Raw genomic sequence first — 17,636 nt, forward strand, 5'->3', positions numbered from 1 at the left:
CTTGCCCGTACGGTGCTCTGGATATGACTGGTCATCAGAGACGGCCGGGAGGCGCGAGCCGCGGGCGCGGGGCGCGGGGCGCGGTCCTCGGCAGCAGGCCCGCCCACTCGGCGCGGCTGCCGTCGCGTGTCCGTCCCGGCCCGCACGGCACCCCGGCGGTGGCGTCCGACGCGCCCGAGCGGACGGTGCCGTGGCTGCGGGTCGGCGCGGCCTACGCCTGGCGGCTCATCCTCGTCGGCATCGTCGTCTACGGCCTGTTCACCATCCTGGGCCGCTTCCAGCTCGTCGCCGTGGCCCTGTTCCTCGCGCTCGTCATCACCGCGGTCCTGCGCCCCGTCACCGACCTGCTGAACCACGTGCTCCCCCGGCCGCTGTGCGTGGCCCTCGCGCTCGTCGGCAGCATCCTGGTCCTGCTCGGCCTGTTCGCCCTCGTGGGCAACGCGGTGGCCGGCGAGTCGGCGAAACTGGCGGGAGAGTTCCGCGGCGGCATCCACCGGATCGAACTGTGGCTCCAGCGGCCCCCGTTCCGGCTCAGCCCGGGCCGGCTCGCCGAACTGCAACGCCAGGTGATGCACTACCTGAGCACGCACCGGGGGAGCCTGCTCAGCAGCGCCGCCAGTGGTCTCGGCCGGGTCGTCGAGGTGGTGACCGGGATCGCCCTCGCGCTCTTCTCCTCCGTCTTCTTCATCCACTCCGGCGACCGGCTGTGGGGCTGGGCGCGCGAGCAGTTGCTGCCCGCGGGTGCCCGCGAGGGATGGGACCGGGCGGGGCGCGCCGCCTGGCACACGTTCGCCGGGTACACGCGCGGCATCATCATCGTGGCCGCCACCAACGCGGTCCTCGTGGGCGTGGCCCTGCTCGCGCTCCGGGTGCCGCTCGCGCTGCCGCTGGCCCTTCTGGAGTTCTTCGCCGCGTTCGTGCCGCTGGTGGGCTCGCCGGTCGCGCTCGCGGTCGCCACCGTCGTCGCCCTCGCCGGGCGTGGCCCCGTCACGGCGGCGCTGGTCCTGGCGCTCATCGTCGTCATCGGGCAGTTGGAAGGCCATGTGCTGCACCCGCTGGTGATGAGCTGGGCGGTCCGGCTCCATCCGCTGGTCGTCGCCGTGTCCGTCATCGCGGGCAGCATCGTCGCGGGTGTGATCGGCGCGGTCGTGGCGGTGCCGCTCATCTCCGTCATCTGGGCGGTACTGCGCGCCCTGCGCGCGGTACCGCCCTGAGCGCGCCCGATGCACCGCCCCAAAGATGCGCGGGGCACTGCGCGACCCACCACGACGGTGCCGCGGACGACCGACAGCGGACCCCGCCCCAAGGGGCGCGGGGCCGTATCGGCAGGCGACTCCGCCGCGCGGGCCCGACCAACCACAACACCGCCGCGGACAACCGACGGCACACCGCGGCGCATCCAGCGGAGCGCTTGGTCACTCGTGGAGCCAGAAGCCCGTCCGGCGCAGCCACAGATCAAGCAGCGGACGGTCGCCCTCGACCTCGATGCGCTCCTCGACGGGCCGGCCGTAGACGAGCAGCAGCAGATCGGTGAGCGGTCCCCGGACGGTCACCGCCGCCTCCTCGCCCGTGTGCCGCCGGCGGGGAGCGTCGCCGGTGAGGTCGACGAACCAGTCACCCGCGGGATCGTCGGTGGCCGAGAAGCGCAGGGTGCGGTCGGCGCCGAGCAGGGGCGCGTCGCTCCCGTCGTACGCCTCGGGCACCGTGCCGAAGGACATCCACTCGTCCAGTCCGTCCCGTGCCACGGCCGGATCGAGCTGGTAGCCGCGGCCCACCGTCCAGGCGGCGTCGGCCCGGTGGACGACGGTCTCGAAGAGCATGCGCCTGGCCCAGAACACCAGAGGCTGATCGGGCACCACGGTCCACACGCGGGTGTCGGGGCCCGCGTCCGCCAGCGCGTCCGTCAGGTGCCGGGCGCCGTCGGCGAGCCACACGTCGAGCGTGGTCGTGTCCTGGTCGCCGTAGTCGAAGACCTCGTCCAGGAGGTGGTGGGACACCGGTTCGGTGGCGCGGGTACGGACAATGGTCTCCACCCAGCGGTGGGCGCCGCCGACGTGCCGCGCCAGCTGGCCGAGGTTCCACGCCGGGCAGGTGGGCACGCGGACCGCGGGGTCGGCGCCGCCCAGCAGGGAGCGCAACAGGCCGGTCTGCCGGAGGATTTCGCTGCGGTAACGGTCGAGGTCCCATCGGGGCATGGCGCCAGGCTAAGCCCTCTGCCGGTTGTTTTCCGGCGTCACGGGCCGTGGTGGTAGACCACACCCGGGCGCATTCCGCCGCTGGTGGCGAAGAGCTGAGGGACCGTCACCAGCGCATAGCCGCGGGCCTTCAGCGCGCGCAGCAGGTAGGGGACGGCCTGCGGGGTGGTCGCGTACCGGTCGTGCAGGACCACGACGGCGCCGGGCCGCACCCCGGTGAGCACGCGCCGTTCGATGAGCCGGGGGTCGTGGTGCTTCCAGTCCCGGGGGTCGACGTTCCACATCACCACCGAGAGGCCCGCCGCGGCCGCCGCCTTGCGGACCTTCGCGTTCCACGCGCCGAACGGCGGCCTGCAGATCGTCGGCCGGTGCCCGGTGACCGAGGCGATCTGCCGTGCCGCGGTCCCCAGCTCATGGCGGATCCGGTCGGGCGGAAGCAGGGTGAGGCGCGGGTGGGTGACCGTGTGGTCGCCGATCGCGTCCCCGTCCCGGTATTCCCGCAGTACGTCCGCGCGGCGCTGGAGCGCGTGCGGTCCGATGAGGAAGAAGGTGGCCACGGCGTGCTGCCGCTCCAGCGCACGCAGCACGGTGGGGGTGTAGCCGGTGGGACCGTCGTCGAAGGTCAGCGCGACGCACGGGGTGCGACGGCAGTCCACGGGCGGCGGCCTGGTTCCGCCGGCCGGGGTGGCGGGCGGGCCCTGGGACGCGGCGCCGGCCGCCGGGCCGGCGGTGCACGTCACGGCCGCGAGGACGGTGCCGGTCATCAGCGTCACCGCCCGCCGCCGCAGCGCCACGGCCGCCATCGCACCACCTCGGTCTCATGGCCCCGCCTCCATTGTCGGACCGCCGGCGGGCCCGGACGGACAGAGTCGGGTAAGAGAACGCGGGAAGGCCCCGGCCGGCGTCCCACCGGGCGGTGCCGGTCAGCCGCCCACCCGGACCAGGCCGCTCTCATAGGCGAAGATCACCGCGTGCACCCGGTCGCGCAGGTCCAGCTTGGCCAGGATGCGGCCCAGATGGGTCTTGACGGTCGTCTCCCCGAGGAACAGCCGGGCGGCGATCTCCGTGTTGCTCAGGCCCCGGGCGACGAGGGCGAGGACGTCCCGTTCGCGGTCGGTCAGCCGGGCGAGGCGGCCACGCTCCGCGCCGGGTGCCGCGGGCAGGACGTACCGCTCCACGAGCCGGCGGACGGCCGACGGCGCCATCATGACGTCGCCGCGCAGGACCGCCCGGACCGTCACCAGGATCTCCTCCCCGAGCGCGTCCTTGACCAGGAACCCGCTGGCCCCGGCCCGCAGCGCCCCGTACGCGTACTCGTCCATGTCGAAGGTGGTGACGACCAGCACCTTGGGCGCGGACGGCAGGGCGCACAGTTCCCGGGTCGCGGCCAGGCCGTCCACCTCGGGCATGCGGACGTCCATCAGGACGAGGTCCGGCCGCAGTTCGGCGCTGCGCTCCAGGGCGGCGCGCCCGTCGGCCGCCTCCCCGACGACGGTCAGATCGGGCTGGCTGTCGATCACCATGCGCAGCCCCATCCGGATCAGTTCCTGGTCGTCGCAGAGCAGCACGCGGTGCGGGGCCGCCGCCCCGCTCACCGGGGCGCCGCCGCGAGCCGGCGCGGCGCCGGGCACAGGGCGGCCTCCACCCGGTAGCCGCCGTCGGGCAGCGGACCCGCCTCGACGGTCCCGCCGTACAGCGCCGCCCGTTCCCGCATGCCGACGAGTCCGCGGCCGGCCGACGCGGGAAGGGCCGGGGGTGCGGCCCCGGTACCCGCCGAGTTGTCCACCCGGATGCGGACCCGGCGTTCGGGACCCGGCGTTCCGAGGTCGATCCGCACCCGGGCGACCGCACCCTGCGAGGCGTGCTTGGCCACGTTGGTCAACGCTTCCTGCACGATGCGGTACGTCTGCTCGGCCACCGCCGCGGACACCCCGTCGCGCTCGCCGCTCAGCTCCAGGCGGGAGCCGGGGAGGCGGTCGACGAGCGGGCGCAGATCGTCGAGGGTGGGACCCGCTTTGGTGAACTCGCCGCAGCGGTGGTGGTGTTCGCCGGCGCGTGGGGCATCCAGGGGCGGTTCACCGGAGCGTGAGGCATCCACGGGCGCGTCACCGGCACGGGAAGCACCCACGGACGTGTCACCGGCACGTGAAGCATCCACGGGCGCGTCACCGACGCGTGAGGCGTCCGCTGGCGTGTCACCGGCGCGGGAAGCATCCGCGGGTGGTTCGCCGACGCGTGGCGCATCCGCGGGTGGTTCGTCGGCGCGCAGCACGTCGAGGAGTTGGCGGAGTTCGCGCAGGGCGGCCCGGCCGGTGGTGCCGATGGTGTGCAGCGCGCGGTCCGGGGCCGCGGGGTCGGTGTCGCGGGCCAGCCTCGCCCCCTCGGCGTTGAGCACCATGACGGTGACGCCGTGCGCGAGGACGTCGTGGATCTCGCGGGCGATGCGCGCCCGTTCCTCGGCGACGGCGGCGCGGGCCAGCGCCAGCCGCCGGGACTCCGCCAGTTCCGCGCGGCGGGCGAACTCGGCGAGATAGGCGCGGCGGGCGCGGACGTACGCGCCGAGGATCCAGGCGCCCGCGAGCCACAGGACCACGGAGAGCGGGGTGAGCCAGGCGACGCCGCCGGTCCGCGCCCGCGGGTAGTCGGCGACCCAGCCGGGCGCCCACAGCAGCACGCAGACGCCCGCGCAGGCGGCGGTCACGGCGGCGGCGCGGCGCAGCCCGCGCACCGAGAGCGTGTAGAGGACCGCGGCCAGCGCGAGGGCCCCGCGGCCGGGTTCGCGGCCCCAGACCTCGCCCAGGTGCTGCGCCCAGAAGGCGGCCGTGACGCACGCGGCGACCGCCACCGGGTGCCGGCGCCGCCACAGCAGAGGCAGCACGAGCGCCGCCTGCACCGCGATCTGCACCCACACGGGCCGCCAGCCGGGCTGGTCCCGGATCACCGGCGGCGCGGCGACGAGCACGACGAGCAGAAGGTCCATCAGCCGGGGGTGGCGCCCTCGCCATCTCGCCAGGCTCTCCATCAGGCGAAACACCACCTCACGCTACGGCGGCCGAAGGGCCCCGTCGTCACCCCGTGGGCTGCACCAGGGTCCTCCCGCAGGAGGACCCGCACGGACCGGGAGTACGACGCCGGGTCACACCGCGACTGCCGAGCATGGCGGCCGTGTCGATCACCACGCAGTTCCTCAGGCGGCCCCTCATGACCGGGGCCGTGGCCGCCAGTTCGCGGCGGCTCGCGAGCGCCATGACCCATCGCATCGGTCTGGAGGAGGCCCGGCTCGTCGTCGAACTCGGGCCGGGCACCGGCGTGTTCACGGACGTCCTGCTGCGGCTGCTGCCGGCGGACGCGCGGCTCGTGTCGATCGAGCTGAATCCGCGGCTCGCGGCGCATCTGGCGGCCACCCGGCGCGACGCGCGGCTGACGGTGGTGAACGGCGCCGCGGCCGAACTGGCGCAGGCGGCGGGCGGCCCGGTGGACGCGATCGTGTCCGGACTGCCGTGGACGGTCATGCCGGCCCGGGAACGGGAGGAGACCCTGGACGCGGTCGCCGCCGGCCTCGCGCCCGACGGTCATTTCACCACCTTCGCCTATCTGCACGCCGCCTGGACCCCGCCGGGCCGCCGCCTCGCCGACGGCCTGCGCGACCGCTTCGGCCTGGTCGAACGCGGGCCGGTGGTGTGGCCCAACGTGCCGCCGGCGTTCGTGTACCGGGCGCGCTGTCCACGGCCCGCCGCGGGTGACGCCCGCCGGGCGGGCTCGTCCGCTGCCGAAGGCACGCCGCTCGACGCCGGGACTTGAGGTGCGCCACCGGCACGATCGTGCTCCACGCCGGGACATGAGGTGCGCCACCGGTCGTGCTCGACGCCGGGACATGCCGGGAAATGAGGTGCGCCACGGGCGTGATCGTGATGGAGTCGACCGCCGTGGACCTGCTGAACACCCCCGTCACCGACCCGGTGGACCTGTCGGCCAGGATGGAACGCAACCTGGCCGAGCACGCCTGCCATCTGCATCGCGGCCTGGGCGGCGCGACGGTCACCGAGCCCGGCGATCTCCTCGTCGCGGACAGCGGCCTGGACGACGACACGTTCAACATCGTCGCCGCGGCCCGCTTCACCACCACCGCCGCGCCCGCGCGCATCGCCGAGACCGTCCGGGCCCTGGCCACCACCGGCCGCGGCTTCTCCTGGTGGGTGGGGCCCGCCTCGATGCCGCCCGACCTGTCCGACCGGCTGTCCGCCGCCGGGCTGCCGGCGGCCGAGCAGGAGACGGCCATGTGGGCCGAGTTGGACGGCTCCCTGCCGTCCGCCGACGGCGCGGGGGTGGACATCCGGCCGGTCACCACGGCCGCGCGGCTCGCCGACTACGCGGAGGTGGTCGCCGCGAACTGGAGCCCGCCCTCCGACACCGTCCGCCGCTTCTTCGCCCGGACCGCTCCCCTCGCCCTGGCCGCCGGCAGCCCGGCCCGTTACCTGGTCGGCTACGTCGCGGGCCAACCGGTCTGCACGGCCGAGGTGTTCGCGTACGCGGGGGTCGCCGGCCTCTACAACATCGCCACCCTCGCCGCTCACCGGCGACGCGGCTACGGCACGGCCGTCACCCTCGCCGCGCTCCATGCGGCCCGGGCCGAGGGTCTGAGCGTGGCCGTGCTCCAGGCGTCCGCCGACGGGGAGCCCGTCTACCGCCGGCTGGGCTTTCGGCCGTGCGGCCGGTTCACCGAACACGCCGTCCATGCGTGAACCGACGTCCTGAACAGGGCCGGCCTGGGCCTGCGTTGGCACCCGGCGGGTCCGACAAGATCGGACGGCCCGTCAGGAACGCCTGGCCGCATTGGCATGGACCTGTTCATGATCAACGGCTAGGCTCGGCTCCGCCACAGGACTGAGAGCGCTCTCACTGTCTGCTGTTCCACCCCCACCACCGTTGGAACGACGAAGGGCAACCCCCATGAGACGCACCAGATTCACGCATGCCGGCCTCGCCGTCCTCCTCATGCTCGGCGTCGGCGTGACGGCGGGCACCCTGCCCGCCTCCGCCGCCGACACCCCGGCCGCGCCCCGGTCCGCCGAGGCGCCCGCAGGGGCCGCACTGCTCTCCGCGATGCAGCGCGACCTGCACCTGACGAAGGCCGAGGCGGAGGCGAGGCTCGCCGCCGAACAGCGGGCCACGACCGCGGAGCCGGCGGCGCGCCGGGCCGCGGGGGCGTCCTTCGGCGGATCCTGGTTCGACGCCTCAAGCGGCACCCTCACCGTCGGCGTCACCCCGGACACCCCCGCCGCGACCCGCGAGGCGATCCGGGCGACCGGCGCGAGCGTGACCAGTGTCGAACACAGCGCGCGTGAGCTGGACGCCACCCGGGCGCGCCTCGACAAGCTCTCCGCCCCGGCGGGCGTGACCAGTTGGCATGTCGACCCGCGGGCGAGCACCGTGGTCGTGAACGTCGCCGAGGGCAAGCGCGCTGACAACGATGTCCGATCGTTCGTCGCCCGGGCCCGCAAGGCCGGTCCTGTCACCGTCGAGGCGATCCCCGGTGTGCCGGCGACCCTCGCCGCGGGCACCGTGGGCGGCGACCCGTACTACACCGGCAACGTCCGCTGTTCGATCGGCTTCTCCGTGTACGGCGGGTTCGTCACCGCCGGGCACTGCGGGCGGCCCAGCGCCGGCGTCAGCGGCTGGGACGGCAGCTATATCGGCAACTTCCAGGGCTCGTCGTTCCCGGACAACGACTACGCCTGGGTCAACGTGGGCAGCGGCTGGTGGACGGTTCCGGTCGTGCTCGGCTGGGGCACCGTCTCCGACCAGCTCGTGCGCGGTTCGGCCGAGGCACCCGTCGGCGCGTCCATCTGCCGGTCCGGGTCGACCACGCACTGGCACTGCGGCACGGTGCTCGCCAAGAACGAGACCGTCAACTACAGCCAGGGCGCGGTGCACCAGATGACGAAGACCAACGTCTGCGCCGAAGGGGGCGACTCCGGCGGCTCGTTCATCAGCGGCGACCAGGCGCAGGGGGTCACCTCGGGCGGCTGGGGCAACTGCAGCAGCGGCGGCGAGACCTGGTTCCAGCCCGTCAACGAGATCCTGAACCGGTACGGTCTGACCCTGCACACCGCCTGACCAGCACGCACCACAACGGGCCTCGGCCACCGGCCGGGGCCCGTCCCGGACATCGCCCCGCCGCCCCGAAGGCACACGCGCCGCCCCGACCGGAACGGCCCCGAGCCGTCGGCCAACGCCTGCCACCCCGATCGCGGCCCCTGCGAGCCCGCCGGGCGGCGGCCCCCTCGCACCAGCCGCGGGCCCTCAAGACCGGCGGGCGGCAAGCCGGTTGAGCCGGCGGACAGCTGGGCGCCCCGGAAAGCGGGCGGGAACGGAAGGCGACCAGCGCCGAAGGGCGGCAGCCTGTCCGGACTACGGGCAGTGCCTCACGCCCGACAACCGGGCGGCGTCAGCCCTCCCCGGTCCGGTGGGCGCCGTCAGCCTCGCACCAGCCGCGGGCCCTCAAGACCGGCGGGCGGCAAGCCGGTTGGGCCGGCGGAGGCCGAGTCCTTCGAACCGCGGGTGGGTCAGCGGTGGGTGGTCGTGGTGGAGAGCGCCGTGCGGGCCGCGCGCTCCACGAGTGAGACGCCGGCCTTCATCGACGTACTGCCGTCGGAGAGGACCGCGACGAGGTAGTGATGTCCGCCCACCGCGACCCGGCCGATGCTGTTGACGTCCCACAGCCCGGTCGTCGTGCGCTGGAGCCAGCCGTTCTTCAGCTCGGCCGCGGAACGGGCCGCCGCCGAGACACCCCAGGACTGCTCGTCCACGACACGGGACATCAGCGTGCGCAGGTAGCCGCGGGACGGGGCGGTCAGCCCCTCGGCGCCCCCGGACGCACCGGCGGCGGGCTCGAACACCGCGCGCAGCAGCCGTATCTGGTCGCTCGCCGTGGTCCGGGTGAGTCCCCACTTGGCACCGGGGCCGCCCTGCGTCGAGGTCAGTCCGAGGCGCTTGTTCGCCGCCTCCAGGCCCGGCGCACGACCGATGCCGCGCCACAGCGCGTTGGCCGCCGCGTTGTCGCTGCGCTCGATCATCGCCTCCGCTTGGCTGCGTTCCTGCGCGGTCAGGCCCCGTCCGGCGTCCTGCGCCTTGAGCAGCAGCGCGGCGAGGATGTCGACCTTGATGATGCTCGCCGTGTCGTACGCGGTGTCGGCGCCGTACACCGTGGTGCCCCGGCCCGGGGCGTCCAGGTCGAGCACGGCGGCGGTGACCCGTTCCCTGCCCTGCGGCCGCACCTGGGCGAGGAAGTCCGCCGTGGCGGCATCGGGCCGCGCCGCGGCCGTGGCGGCGACCGCCTGCGTGGGGGTGAGGGCACCGGTCGACACGAGGGCCGCCACCGAGGCCGCGAGGGCGGTGACTCCGACCGCGGCGCGCCTGCGGCCGCGCCGTGCCGCACGCAGCGGACGGGAGAAGGGTGACGACGGGTGGGGCATGGTGCGGGACCTCGGCAGTTCATCGGGGAGGGGGCACAGCACTGCGAACGTAAACAAATCACCCCGACGACGAAGTGACGGCCGCCACCTCGGGGCGGCTCTGCCCACGGATTGTGGGGAAGGCCACAGCCTCCGGTGTGGTCGACGTCACGTCCCTCGACACGTCCCTCGACACGCCCCTCGACACACCCCTCGCCATGTCCCCCATCACGCCCCGCTGTCACGCCCCCGGCCGTCACGACCGCGAAGGCCATGAACCGGCCGGGGGCGTGCACATCGCTCCCGCGAGCCCGCGCAAGGACCCCGTATCCCTGCGGTGTCGCACAGCACACGGCCGCCGCGACCCTGCGCTGTCGCACACGGCCACCGCGGTCTCGCGGTCGTACACGGCCGCGTGCGGCCTTGCGGTGTCGTACACGGCCGCCGCATCCCTGCGCTGTGGCACACGGCCGCCGCGTCCCTGCGCTGTCGCGTACGGCGGCCACATCCCCGCGGTGCCGCGTGCGGTCGCCGCCGCGATCGAGCCGTGCGGCCGGCCGGCGCGGCCGTCGCTCACTGGCCGCCGAGTCCGGTCGTGGCCACGGACTTCACGATGTGCCGCTGGAAGATCATGAAGACCACGACGAGCGGCAGTGCGGCCAGCACGGCGGAGGCCATGGTCTGGGCGTACTGGATGCCGTAGGCGTCCTTCACCGAGGTGATGCCGACCGGCAGCGTCATCAGGGCCGGGTCGGACGTCGCGACGAACGGCCAGAGGAAGTTGTTCCAGGCGCCGATGAAGACGAAGATCGCCACGGCCGCGAGCATCGGACGGGACAGCGGTATCAGGACCGACCAGAAGATCCGCCAGTGGCCGGCTCCGTCGAGGCGGGCCGCCTCCTCCAGTTCCCGCGGCAGCGAGTCGAAGTGCTTCTTCAGGATGAACACCATCACGGGGGCGACGGTCTGCGGCAGGATCACCGCGGCGTAGGTGTCGATCAGATGCAGGGTGAGCATCTGCCTGAACCACGGCACGATCAGCACCTGGGGCGGCACCAGGATCGCGGCCACCGAGAGGGCGAACAGCCAGCGGCGGCCGGCGAAGCGGGTGCGGGAGAAGGCGTATCCGGCCATCGCGGAGACCAGCACGGTGATCGCCGTGACGGCCGCCGAGATGAACAGGCTGTTCAGCATCCACAGCGGCAGGTCGCCGCGCTCCCAGACGGTGCGGAACCCCTGGAGGGTGAAGCCGTGCCGGGGCCAGAACCAGTGGGCGGGGTCGCTCGCGTCCCCCTCCGACTTGAACGCGGTCAGCAGCGCCCAGGCCATCGGCAGCAGCCAGGCGGCGGCCAGCAGGGTCAGCGCGGTCAGGGCCAGCACCCGGGTGCCGCGGCCGTCGCCGAGGGTGAGGTTGGTGTGGCCGCGGGCCGCACGGCGGGCCGCCACCTCCCGCACCGGGCGCGGGGCGCGGGTGGCGGACGGGGTGCCAACGGGCAGGTCGGTGGAGGTCATGTCACTTCTCCCGGCGGCGCAGAGCCGCGTACTGGGCGGCGGAGGCGATCAGGACGAGGGCGAAGAAGATGTAGCTGATCGCCGAGGCGTAACCGAGCCGGTAGCCGGTGAAGCCGACGTCGTAGACGTACTCGACGACGGGGCGCGTGGAGCCGTTGGGGCCGCCCTTGGTGAGCAGGTACACCTGGTCGAAGACCTTCAGGGACGCCAGGATCTGGAGCACCGTGATCACCACGGTGATCCGGCTCAGCTGGGGCAGCGTGATCGACCACAGCCGCCGCCAGGCGCCGGCGCCGTCGAGGGCCGCCGCCTCGTAGAGCTGGTCCGGGACGGACTGCAACGCGGCCAGGTAGAGCAGGAAGTTGAAGCCGGCCGTCCACCACAGGGTGGTCAGCACGACGGCCCACATCGCCACCGACTCGTCGCTGAGCCAGGCCAGTTGGCCGAGCCCGAGGGTGTCGAGGAGGTGGTTGAGCAGGCCGAGATCGGGTTGGTAGAGCCAGATCCACAGCAGGCTCACCACGCCGACGGGCAGCAGGTACGGGGCGAAGAAGGCCAGCCGCCACACCCATTGGCCGGGCAGCCCGGTGTGGACGAGCAGCGCGAGAGCGAGCGCGACGACGACGAGCGGGACGGTCGACAGGACGGTGAACCAGGCCGTGTTGCCGAGTGAGCGCCACATGTCCGCGTCCCGCAGCGCCTCGGTGAAGTTGTCGAGGCCGACGAAGCCGGGGGCGTGGGCCGACAGCGAGGTGTCCGTCAGGCTCATCCACAGGCCCTGGGCGAGCGGCCACAGCAGGAAGAGGGCGAACAGGATCAGGAAGGGGAGCGCGAAGAGGAGGCCGGGCGCGAACAGCCGGCGGGCCATGACGGCCGCGGGGCGCGGCGAGGCTTGGGGAGAGGACATCGTTGTGCCTCCTGCGGAATGGTTCGCAGCCGGTTCAGGCCGGGCTGGGCTTGGCGAGGAAGGTGTTCAGGCGCCGCACCATGGCGCGCGCCGCGCGGTCGGGGGCGAGGCCGTCGAGGAGGGCCTGCTGCAGGACCTGGGACATGGCGTTCTGGAAGTCGGAGCCGGCGCCGGCGAACCACACGGAGGGGTCCAGGACCACGTGGTCCTGCGCCCCGGCGTAGTGGGCCTGGGGTCGCAGCCGCCGGTAGGCGGCGGTGCGGGTGACCGGGCCGTACGCGGGGATGTGGCCGGCGGTGGCCCAGATCTGTCCCGCCTTCAGCAGGGCCGCGACGGCGCGGTGGGCGCGGCGCCGGCGCGCGGGGTCGGGGTCGGGGTGGTGGGGCAGGACGAAGGAGTGCGAGTCGGCGTACACGGCGGGGGTGCCGAAGACGGTCGGGAAGGGTGCCGCGCCCACCTTCGCGTCGGCCGTGCGGAAGGTGCCCAGCTCCCACTCGCCGGACAGGATCATCCCGGTCTGCCGGTTGGCGAACGCGGCGATGGCGGCGGAGTAGTCGAGGTGTCCGGGGTTGGTGCGCCCGTCGACGATCTTCGCCATGAAGGCGATGACCTCGGCCATCCGGTCCACGTCGACCTCGGCGGGTCCGCCGTCGGGCAGCCGGAAGGCGCCGCCGGTCTGCCGGTACAGGCCGTAGAACAGCCGCCAGCCCTGGGCGGTGTCGGTGACGTAGCCGAACGCGATGCCCTGTTTGCCGGACGCCTTCGCCAACTCCCGCCCTGCGGCCAGGAACCGGTCCGGGGAGGAGAAGGCTTCGGCGTCCAGGGTGCCGTCCGCGGTGAGCAGTCCGGCGTCGGCCGCGATGTCGGGGTGGTAGAAGACGATGAACGGGTGGGTGTCCAGGGGGATGGCGTAGGTGTGTCCCCGGTACTGGGTGCGGGCCCAGACCGCGTCGGCGAAGTCGCCCTGGCCGACGCCGTGTTCGGCGAGCTGGTCCAGGTCCCACGCGTCGAGGAGCCCGGTGGGCGCGTAGCCGGCCAGGCGGGACATGTGGGCGATGGCGATGTCGGGGCCGCGGCCGCCGGCCGAGGCCATGGCAAGCTTGGTGTAGTAGGGGGTTCCCCATTCGAGGACGGTGCGTTCGATGCGGCTGCCCGGCATGTCCGGGCGCGCGGCGCGCACCATGTCGTTGAGGAGGCCCCCGTCGGCCCCGCTGAACAGGTCCCACAGGCGCACGGTCGAGGCGTCGGCGGCCTGCGCGGATCCGCAGCCGCTGAGCGCACCGGCGCCCAGGACCGCGGCCCCGGAGGCCAGGACGGTGGCGAGCGCGCGGCGCCGGGTGGGGCCGGGGGGACCGACGGGTGCGGGTATGCCGGTCATACGGCTCCTTTCTCGTGGGTGGCGGGGCGGGATCCGGACGCGGGTGCGTCCGGATCCCGGCTCGCCGCCCCTCAGATGTACATCGTTGTAAATCCTGGGCGAGAGCAGCCCCCGGTTCCGCCGGGGATCGGGGTGGCCGCTAGGCGTCGCGCTCGTAGGCCGCCGGGCGGGTCTGGGCCGCCCGCAGCAGGGCGGTGTCGACCTTCTCGGAGCGGTCGAAGCGGTAGACGCCGTTGCGTTCCTGGAAGACGTCGGTGAGCTGGGTGTAGCAGTAGCCGAACATGTCTTGGTCGTCCAGCAGTACGGCCGTCAGGCCGGTGAAGCGGGCGACGAACTCCTCCTGGGTGCGCGGCCGTTCGCCGTAGCCCCAGGACGTGTCGCGTTCGTCGCCGGCCGCCGCGGCGGCTTCGGGGTCCCACCAGATGCCGCCGAACTCACTGCAGAAGTAGGGCTGTCCGCCGTACGGCAGCGACCAGGTGCGCCCCTCGGGGCCGGTGTTGACATACGGGCGGTCCTGCGCGAGGCCGGACATCACCTTGGCGAAGACGGCCGGGTCCTGCTCGTAGCAGTGGGAGTCGTAGACGTCGCTCTCCGGGACCCGGTGGGCGTATCCCGAGGCGTCGAGCACCGGGCGGGTGGCGTCCGCCTGCTTGGTGGCGAGGAACATGCCGCGGGTGACGTCGTCGAGCCGGGTGATGCGGTCGTGCAGCGGCTGGTACGTCTCGTTCAGCGGGCACCAGCCGACGATCGACGGGTGCGAGTAGTCGCGTTCCAGCGCCTCCAGCCACTGGGTGATGTACGAGGCGTCGGGGCGCTGGTTGTCGTCGCGCACGCCGACCTCGCAGCCCCAGTCGCCGAACTCGCCCCACACCAGGTAGCCGAGCCGGTCGGCGTGGTACAGGTAGCGCTCCTCGAAGACCTTCTGGTGCAGCCGGGCGCCGTTGAAGCCGGCGTGCAGGCCGAGTTCGATGTCGCGGACCAGGTCCCGGTCGGTGGGCGCGGTCATCAGGCCGTCCGGGTAGTAGCCCTGGTCGAGCACCAGGCGCTGGAAGACGGGTTCGCCGTTCAGCAGCAGCCGCTTGCCGTGGACGGAGACCGAGCGCAGGCCCGCGTAGGAGCGTGCCGTATCGACGACACCGCCGTCGGCGTCGAGGAGTTCGAGGGTCAGGTCGTACAGGTGCGGGTCCTCGGGGGACCAGGTGCGGCGCCGGTCCTCGGGGACCGGCAGCACGAGGCGGGGCGCGAGGTCGAGGTCGGCGCGGCTGTGGGCCACGGCCACCTCGCCGGCCTCGTCCCGGAGCGTGGCGCGCACCCGGTGACCGGGCAGGTTGGCGGTGAGCGGCAGTTCCAGGAAGAAGGAACCTGAGGCCAGGTCGGGGGTGATGCGGGGGCGCTTGAGGGCGGCGGCGCGCGGGACCGGCTCCAGCCACACCGTCTGCCAGATGCCCGTCGTACGGGTGTAGTGGCAGTGCGAGTTGGCGTACCAGGTGGCCTGCTTGCCGCGGGCCTGGGGGCCGTGGCGGCTGTCCCGGGCGCGTACGACGATCGTCACCGGCTCGCCGGCCGCGGCGACCTGGCCGAGGTCGGCGGTGAAGGGTGTGAAGCCGCCGCGGTGGCGGGCGACCTCGACGCCGTTCGCCCACACCGTGGCGTCGTGGTCCACCGCGCCGAAGTGCAGCAGCACCCGGGCGTCCGCCCATGCCGCGGGGACGGTGACCGTGCGCCGGTACCAGACGGCCTCCAGGAAGTCCGTCTCGCCGACACCGGAGAGCGTCGACTCCGGGCAGAACGGAACGACGATACGGCCGGTCAGCTCGCGTTCGCGCAGGCCGCGCTCAAGTCCCGTGTCGGACCGGTCGATCTCGAACTCCCACTCGCCGTTGAGATTGAGCCAGGACGCGCGGACGAACTGCGGCCTGGGGTATTCGGGGCGGGGCGGGTCCGAGGGGTGCGGAACGGACATGGTCCTCCTTGCGTCGGGAGTGCCGGTCGGTGCGGGGCACATGGCATCATGAGATTTACATCGATGTAAATACGTCGGTGCACAGCGGACCGGCCCGAAACCGATTCGTGATGGTCGGTACGATCACGACCGACGGAAGGACGGACAGGTGGCGGCCAGACCGAGGATCAAGGACGTGGCGGAGTACGCGGGCGTCTCCCCGAAGACCGTCTCCAACGTGATCAACAACTTCGAGCACGTGTCGGAGCGGACCCGCACCGCCGTCCAGGAGGCCATCGACGCCCTCGGTTACCGGGTCAACATCGCCGGCCGTCAACTGCGGCAGGGGCGCACCGGAGTGATCACGCTGGCGGTGCCGGAGCTGGACGTGGCGTACTTCGCCGAGCTGGCCAAACACGTCATGGCCGAGGCCGGGCGGCGGGGGCGCACCGTCCTCATCCACCAGACCGGGGCCGTCCGGGAGAGCGAACTGGCCGCCCTGCACGGCTTTGACGCCCAGTTCTGCGACGGCGTCCTGCTGAGCCCGCTCTCCCTGCTCCCCCACGACCTCGCCACCCGCGACCGCCGGCTGCCGGTGGTGCTGCTCGGCGAACGCTCCCCCGGAGCCGGCACCGACCACGTCGGCATCGACAACATACGGGCCGCGCGGGAGGCCACCGAGCATCTGCTGGCCCGCGGACGGCGGCGCATCGCCGTCGTCGGCGGGGCGGCGCACGGCCCCCAGGGCACCGACCGGCTGCGCACGGACGGCTACCGCGAGGCCGTCGAGGCGGCCGGGCTGCCGTTCGCCGCGGACCTCGTGGTGCCGGTGGACGCCTACCACTGGCGGGACGGGGCCCGGGCGACCGCGCGCCTGCTGGAGCGCGCGCCCGCCGTGGACGCCCTGCTCTGCCTCAACGACCATCTCGCGCTCGGCGCCCTGCGCGCGCTGCACGAACAGGGCCGGTCCGTGCCGGGCGACATCGACGTGGTGGGGTTCGACGACATCGAGGCGTCCCGATTCAGCGTGCCCACGCTGAGCACCGTGGCCCCCGACAAGCAGGAGATCGCCCGCGCGGCCGTGTCGCTGCTGCTGCGCCGCATAGACGAACCGGACGCGGGCGCTCCGCGGGACCATGTGGCCGGGTACCGGCTGGTGCCCCGGGAAAGCACAGGCGGCTGACACCACCGGCCCCCCGGACACCGCCCGCCCCACACCGGCGACCCGAGCCCCCGGCACCGGCTCGCCGAGCGCCCGCCACCTCCCAAACGGCCGTCGCCTCCCGAGCGCTCGGCGCCGCCCGGGCGCCTGTCGCCTCCCGAGCGCCCGCGTCGGGAGTGCCGGTAGCCCCTGGCGAGCGCGGTACCGAGGTCCGCTCGGCGAAGTGGACGAACCGTGCCCCGGGGGCGTCGGCGAGCGGCCGGTGCGGGCGGGAGGGGAAGAAGCCGGGCCGGGCCGGCCTGATCCCGGCGTTCTCCTGGTCGCTGCGTCTCAGCAGTTTCGGCGCGGGCGCCACGACGGCCGGGGCTCACATGTCAGTGCCTCCGGCTAGATTCACCGCGTGGCCGAGCCTTCCTACCTTGCCGCGGTCCGGGAGTCGTACGACACCGTCGCCGCCGACTACACCGCCCTCGTCAAGAACCCGTCCGAGCTGGACCCCGTATCCCGCGCGATGCTGGCCGCGTTCGCGGAACTGGTGCGGGCCTCCGGCCTGGGACCGGTCGCGGACCTGGGCTGCGGCCCCGGCAAGGTGACGGCACACCTGGCCGGCCTCGGGGTGCCGGCGTTCGGCGTCGACGTATCGCCCCAGATGGTCGAACTGGCTCGTCACGCCTATCCGGACCTGCGATTCTCCGTGGGCACCATGACAGCGCTGGAGATCGAGGACGACGCGCTCGGCGGCATCCTGGCCTACTACTCGACCCATCACACACCTCCGGAGCTTCTGCCGGTGGTGTTCGCCGAGTTCCACCGCACCCTGGCGCCCGGGGGACACCTCCTGCTCGCCGGCCACGTGGGCGCCGGTGAACGCCGCCGTCCGACCCGCGGCCATGGGGGCCACCCCGTGTCCTACGAGTCCTATCGGCTGCCGGCAGACCGGCTCGCGGAACTGCTGAACCAGGCCGGACTCGTCGTCACCTCTCAACTGGTGCAGGAACCCGATGAAGATCTGAAGTGGAAGTACGCCAATTTCCTGGCACACAAGCCGGCCACCGAGAGGCCGGCTTGACCGCTCAAGCGCCCTGA

Annotated in this window: 15 protein-coding genes; 6 read left to right on the forward strand and 9 right to left on the reverse strand. The window is 73.5% G+C overall.

Going from position 1 to position 17,636, the window contains the following annotated elements; translation table 11 throughout:
- The first annotated feature begins 23 nt into the window (after window positions 1-23).
- Window positions 24-1,214, forward strand: coding sequence for an AI-2E family transporter (locus AC27LF_RS06795; protein ID WP_479663937.1), 1,191 nt, complete (start codon window positions 24-26; stop codon window positions 1,212-1,214).
- A gap of 201 nt (window positions 1,215-1,415) precedes the next feature.
- Here the strand turns inward: AC27LF_RS06795 and AC27LF_RS06800 are convergent, their stop codons facing one another.
- From AC27LF_RS06800 to AC27LF_RS06815, 4 genes are all read right to left on the reverse strand, one after another.
- Window positions 1,416-2,195 carry a maleylpyruvate isomerase family mycothiol-dependent enzyme gene (locus tag AC27LF_RS06800; protein WP_479663938.1) on the reverse strand — a complete coding sequence of 260 codons (780 nt, stop codon included), beginning with the start codon at window positions 2,193-2,195 and terminating at the stop codon, window positions 1,416-1,418.
- 38 nt (window positions 2,196-2,233) lie between these two features.
- A complete protein-coding gene (locus AC27LF_RS06805; protein WP_479663939.1) occupies window positions 2,234-2,998 on the reverse strand; it encodes a polysaccharide deacetylase family protein in 765 nt (254 codons plus the stop codon).
- Window positions 2,999-3,118: 120 nt separating this feature from the next.
- Window positions 3,119-3,826 carry a response regulator gene (locus tag AC27LF_RS06810; RefSeq protein WP_487231267.1) on the reverse strand — a complete coding sequence of 236 codons (708 nt, stop codon included), beginning with the start codon at window positions 3,824-3,826 and terminating at the stop codon, window positions 3,119-3,121.
- Window positions 3,787-5,217: a sensor histidine kinase gene (locus AC27LF_RS06815; protein ID WP_479663983.1), complete on the reverse strand. Its 1,431-nt coding sequence runs from the start codon at window positions 5,215-5,217 to the stop codon at window positions 3,787-3,789. The genes AC27LF_RS06810 and AC27LF_RS06815 overlap by 40 nt, the downstream gene beginning before the upstream one ends.
- Window positions 5,218-5,351: 134 nt before the next feature.
- Here AC27LF_RS06815 and AC27LF_RS06820 point away from each other — a divergent pair, with 134 nt between their 5' ends.
- From AC27LF_RS06820 to AC27LF_RS06830, 3 genes are all read left to right on the forward strand, one after another.
- Complete coding sequence (locus tag AC27LF_RS06820; protein ID WP_479663941.1) at window positions 5,352-5,996, forward strand: class I SAM-dependent methyltransferase; 645 nt, start codon at window positions 5,352-5,354, stop codon at window positions 5,994-5,996.
- 176 nt (window positions 5,997-6,172) lie between these two features.
- On the forward strand, window positions 6,173-6,937 hold the full coding sequence (locus tag AC27LF_RS06825) for a GNAT family N-acetyltransferase (protein WP_479663984.1): 765 nt from the start codon (window positions 6,173-6,175) through the stop codon (window positions 6,935-6,937).
- A 208-nt stretch (window positions 6,938-7,145) separates the two neighbouring features.
- On the forward strand, window positions 7,146-8,312 hold the full coding sequence (locus AC27LF_RS06830) for a S1 family peptidase (protein ID WP_479663942.1): 1,167 nt from the start codon (window positions 7,146-7,148) through the stop codon (window positions 8,310-8,312).
- 449 nt (window positions 8,313-8,761) lie between these two features.
- Here the strand turns inward: AC27LF_RS06830 and AC27LF_RS06835 are convergent, their stop codons facing one another.
- The 5 genes from AC27LF_RS06835 to AC27LF_RS06855 form a co-directional block, all read right to left on the reverse strand.
- Window positions 8,762-9,670: a serine hydrolase gene (locus tag AC27LF_RS06835; protein WP_479663943.1), complete on the reverse strand. Its 909-nt coding sequence runs from the start codon at window positions 9,668-9,670 to the stop codon at window positions 8,762-8,764.
- Window positions 9,671-10,222: 552 nt separating this feature from the next.
- On the reverse strand, window positions 10,223-11,161 hold the full coding sequence (locus AC27LF_RS06840) for a carbohydrate ABC transporter permease (RefSeq protein ID WP_479663944.1): 939 nt from the start codon (window positions 11,159-11,161) through the stop codon (window positions 10,223-10,225).
- 1 nt (window position 11,162) lies between these two features.
- Window positions 11,163-12,068, reverse strand: coding sequence for a carbohydrate ABC transporter permease (locus AC27LF_RS06845; RefSeq protein WP_479663945.1), 906 nt, complete (start codon window positions 12,066-12,068; stop codon window positions 11,163-11,165).
- Window positions 12,069-12,102: 34 nt separating this feature from the next.
- Window positions 12,103-13,446, reverse strand: coding sequence for an ABC transporter substrate-binding protein (locus tag AC27LF_RS06850; protein WP_479663946.1), 1,344 nt, complete (start codon window positions 13,444-13,446; stop codon window positions 12,103-12,105).
- 139 nt (window positions 13,447-13,585) lie between these two features.
- Window positions 13,586-15,409 (reverse strand): glycoside hydrolase family 2 protein, encoded by a 1,824-nt coding sequence (locus AC27LF_RS06855; RefSeq protein WP_479663947.1) that lies wholly within the window; start codon window positions 15,407-15,409, stop codon window positions 13,586-13,588.
- Between the two features lie 148 nt (window positions 15,410-15,557).
- On the opposite strand from AC27LF_RS06855, the gene AC27LF_RS06860 reads away from it, so the two are divergent.
- Both AC27LF_RS06860 and AC27LF_RS06865 read left to right on the forward strand, forming a co-directional pair.
- Entirely contained in the window at window positions 15,558-16,571 is a 1,014-nt protein-coding gene (locus AC27LF_RS06860) for a LacI family DNA-binding transcriptional regulator (RefSeq protein ID WP_479663948.1), read from the forward strand.
- 379 nt (window positions 16,572-16,950) lie between these two features.
- Window positions 16,951-17,619: a class I SAM-dependent methyltransferase gene (locus tag AC27LF_RS06865; RefSeq protein WP_479663949.1), complete on the forward strand. Its 669-nt coding sequence runs from the start codon at window positions 16,951-16,953 to the stop codon at window positions 17,617-17,619.
- Window positions 17,620-17,636 lie beyond the last annotated feature (17 nt).

Source organism: Streptomyces diversicolor, assembly GCF_057537855.1.